The following is a 3,481-nucleotide window of genomic DNA, read 5'->3' as shown; positions in this document are numbered from 1 at the left end:
GGATAGCTAACTCAACTAACAGCTATATTTTAGCGTGCACTTATTATAAAAGTAAGGGAAAAACTAAAAAAGGTTAAGATGCTAGAAATATTGAATGTAACATTACTTTTTCTATTACTTACGGTTACGGTTTTTATAGTTCTTTCAAAACACTTAGTTGTAAGTGGTATTCTAATGTGTGCATTTAGTTCACTCATTGCACTTATATATTTAATTATGAACGCGCCTGATGTTGCAATTACTGAAGCTTCAGTTGGTGCAGGGCTCAGTACAGTTTTTATGTTTGCTGCGCTTTCTTTGATAAAAAAACATAAAGTAAATTTATCTCACAACCCTATAACACTTTTTTCTATTCTATTTTTGACTGTATTCTTATCGCACTTTATAACTCAATTGCCGGATTTTGGCAGCCATGACGCTCCAATCCACTTGCACGTTGCTCCTTATTATATAGAAAATACTGAAAAAGTTGCTGGTATTCCTAATATAGTGACGGCTATTTTAGCAAGCTTCCGTGGTTATGATACATTTGGGGAAACTATAGTAGTCTTTACTGCCGCACTTTGTATAAAATTAACATTAAAAGAAGAAAAAGAAAATGATTAAAGATCCGATATTAAGTGCAGTAACATTTTTAATGGTGCCTTTTATTATCCTATTTGGCTTGTATATACAATTTCACGGCGACTACACTCCAGGTGGGGGGTTCCAAGCCGGAATAATTATTGCTTCCGGAATAATACTGTATTCAATGTTATTTGGTGTGTCCGTAACTTTAAAAGCAATACCCTATTCTGTAATTAAACTTACCAATATGCTAGGGATTTTAATCTACGGAGGAACGGGTATTTTAACAGTTTTATTTGGCAAAAGTTTTTTATCTTATGATATATTATTAACCAACAACGTTAACGGTCAAAAATTTGGTATTTTCCTGGTAGAACTGGGTGTAGCACTTACTGTCTTCTCCTCCATGTTGATAATATATGTAAGCTTTGCTCGTATAAAAAAACAATGACTTTATGTAATTATACAACTATTATTATATTAATGATGCTGGGCTTGTATACTATCATAAATGATAAGAATCTAATCAAGAAAATGATAGGGGTAAACGTTTTCCAAGCATCTGTTCTGCTATTTTACATATCTTTAGGATATATAAAAAGCTCTTTGCCTCCTATGCTAGTTTCAAATTTTTATTTGTATAGCAATCCTATACCGCATGTTTTAATGCTCACTGCCATAGTAGTTGGAATTGCAACATTTTCAGTTGGATTGTCTATAGCAATAAAAATAGAAGAAAAATATGGAATAATTGACTGAGACCAACATATGTGAGTTAACAGTATCTTAAACTATATGAAGTAACAGGTAGTTACAAGCTAAAAATTAAACTATAGGCTTACTTATTGTAGGCTTATTTACTAATAATGAAAGGGTTTTAAATATAAAAGTAATGATATCAACTATTAATAATGCAGAAGGTAAGAAAAAAATCATAAGGGATCTAGTGACCAAAAGTATAAGAAAGGGTGGTTTTATTACTCTTGATGATATAAATGACAAACTGTCAGATGAAAATTTCTCATCTGACTTCATAGATGATACTATATCTATATTGCAAGATTCTGGAATTAATGTACTTGAGAGCAGTGAAGATGAGGAAGATACTTCTGCCAACAATGATGATGGCAAACTCGATGACGATGATACATTGTCAAATGCTGCCACAACTTTAGTGCAAAACGACGATCCGGTAAGAGTTTATCTACAAGACATGAGCTCCGTAAAGCTTCTATCAAGGGCAGATGAAATCGAGATAGCAAAAAAAATTGAATCTGAAAAGCATAACATGTTGCGTGCAATAATCGAAACATCAGTAACACTAAAAATGATAAAAGCATGGCGTGATGATTTGAGTAGCGGAGCTCTCTTACTGAGGGAAATTATAGACCTAGATGCAATTTATAATTCTGATTTTAATACAATACCCAAAGAGAATAGCGAAGAAAGTGCTGAAGACTTTGAGGATTCTGGAGATGCCAAAGATGATGAACACTGCGAAGATGATGAAGCAGGTAGTAAAAAGGGTGATGATGAGCAAGAAAGTGGTAACGAAGATATAAACTCAGCAAATTTAAATGTTTCTATTCTTGAAATGGAAAGCGACTTATTGCCCAAGGTCATAGTTGCACTTGATGAGATAATTACTTTAGCAAATGAAGCATTAACACTAAGGAAAAATTCCCCTAGCGAGTCAGGATATGAAGATTTATATAATCAAATATGGTCCATAGCGTTACAAATTAAATTAAGTGACGCTGCTATCACTCAAATTACACAAAAACTCTATAATATAAACAAGTCTATAATGCTTGAGGAAGCTAATCTTATTTCTGAAGCTAGGAAATATAATATTGACAAGGAAAATTTCTACAAAGTTTATAATGAAGTGCTTTTAAAACGTGAATTGAAAGAGAGAAGTTTTTTAAAGACCAATGAAAATGAAATTTTTCTTACAGAAGAATTAAAAATCAAATGTACAAGGTTTATAAAAGGTAACTCTGAGTGTATCACCTGCTCTGTGAATAATATTAAGCAATATATACAAGAAGATAACGTGCAGGAATTTAAGGAGTTAATCAAAAGGATACAAAAACATGAACGAGAAGTCTCCGAGGCAAAGCAAGAAATGATTAAAGCTAATTTAAGGTTAGTAGTCTCCATCGCTAAAAAATATTCAAACAGAGGTCTTGCTCTGCTTGACTTGATACAAGAGGGCAATATTGGTCTTATGAAAGCCGTGGATAAATTTGATTACAAACGCGGATACAAGTTTTCAACTTACGGAACTTGGTGGGTAAGGCAATCAATCACCAGGGCAATACCTGAGCAGTCTAAAGTAGTTAGAATACCGGTTCATATGGTAGAAATTATCAGCAAAATTAATAGGACACTAAGAAAGTTAACTCATGAGATGGAAAGAGAGCCTACATTAGAAGAATTGAGTGTGGAACTTGGGATGCCTTTAGAAAGAATACGCAAAGTTATGAAAATAACAAAGGATCCTGTAAGTCTTGAAGCTCCAACAGGAAAAGATGATAGCAGTACCTTTGGTGATTGCATAGAAGACAAACGGGTCTCAAAGCCAGAAGATGCTGCAATACTTGCTGACTTGCGTGGTATTACAACTAATGTTCTTGCAACTTTAACGCCAAAAGAAGAAAGGATTCTCAGAATGCGCTTTGGTCTTGGTAAAGATGGAAAAGAACATACCTTAGAAGAAGTAGGAAGAATCTTTAACGTAACACGCGAGAGAATTAGGCAAATAGAAGCAAAAGCACTACGTAAATTAAAACATCCAAGCCGTGCTAGAAAACTTAGAGGGTTCTTTTGAGGAAATACGTCAAATTAATATCAACTTGCGTTATTGGGAGGGAAAATAGAATAGCATGATAAATTGGCTTAAACCTTTAAT

4 protein-coding genes are annotated in these 3,481 nt (G+C 33.6%); all 4 read left to right on the top strand.

The features are described from left to right. Positions 1–78 precede the first annotated feature (78 nt). The 4 genes from IHO13_RS04835 to rpoD all read left to right on the top strand — a co-directional run bounded on the left by IHO13_RS04835 (position 79) and on the right by rpoD (position 3,400). Positions 79–606 (top strand): DUF4040 domain-containing protein, encoded by a 528-nt coding sequence (locus IHO13_RS04835; protein ID WP_225538525.1) that lies wholly within the window; start codon positions 79–81, stop codon positions 604–606. Continuing rightward, the gene (locus tag IHO13_RS04830) at positions 599–1,018 is read left to right on the top strand and encodes a Na(+)/H(+) antiporter subunit B (protein ID WP_225538524.1); all 420 of its coding nucleotides are present in this window, start codon (positions 599–601) and stop codon (positions 1,016–1,018) included. Before IHO13_RS04835 ends, IHO13_RS04830 begins: the two co-directional genes overlap by 8 nt. After that, positions 1,015–1,326, top strand: coding sequence for a cation:proton antiporter subunit C (locus IHO13_RS04825; protein ID WP_225538523.1), 312 nt, complete (start codon positions 1,015–1,017; stop codon positions 1,324–1,326). The genes IHO13_RS04830 and IHO13_RS04825 overlap by 4 nt, the downstream gene beginning before the upstream one ends. A gap of 136 nt (positions 1,327–1,462) precedes the next feature. Then, complete coding sequence (gene rpoD, locus IHO13_RS04820; RefSeq protein WP_225538526.1) at positions 1,463–3,400, top strand: RNA polymerase sigma factor RpoD; 1,938 nt, start codon at positions 1,463–1,465, stop codon at positions 3,398–3,400. Positions 3,401–3,481: the final 81 nt, after the last annotated feature.

This window comes from Wolbachia endosymbiont of Mansonella perstans, assembly GCF_020278605.1.
Taxonomy (GTDB): Bacteria; Pseudomonadota; Alphaproteobacteria; order Rickettsiales; family Anaplasmataceae; genus Wolbachia.
Note: the sequence above shows the minus strand (reverse complement) of the source record. Positions and strands in the feature narration are given on the sequence as shown.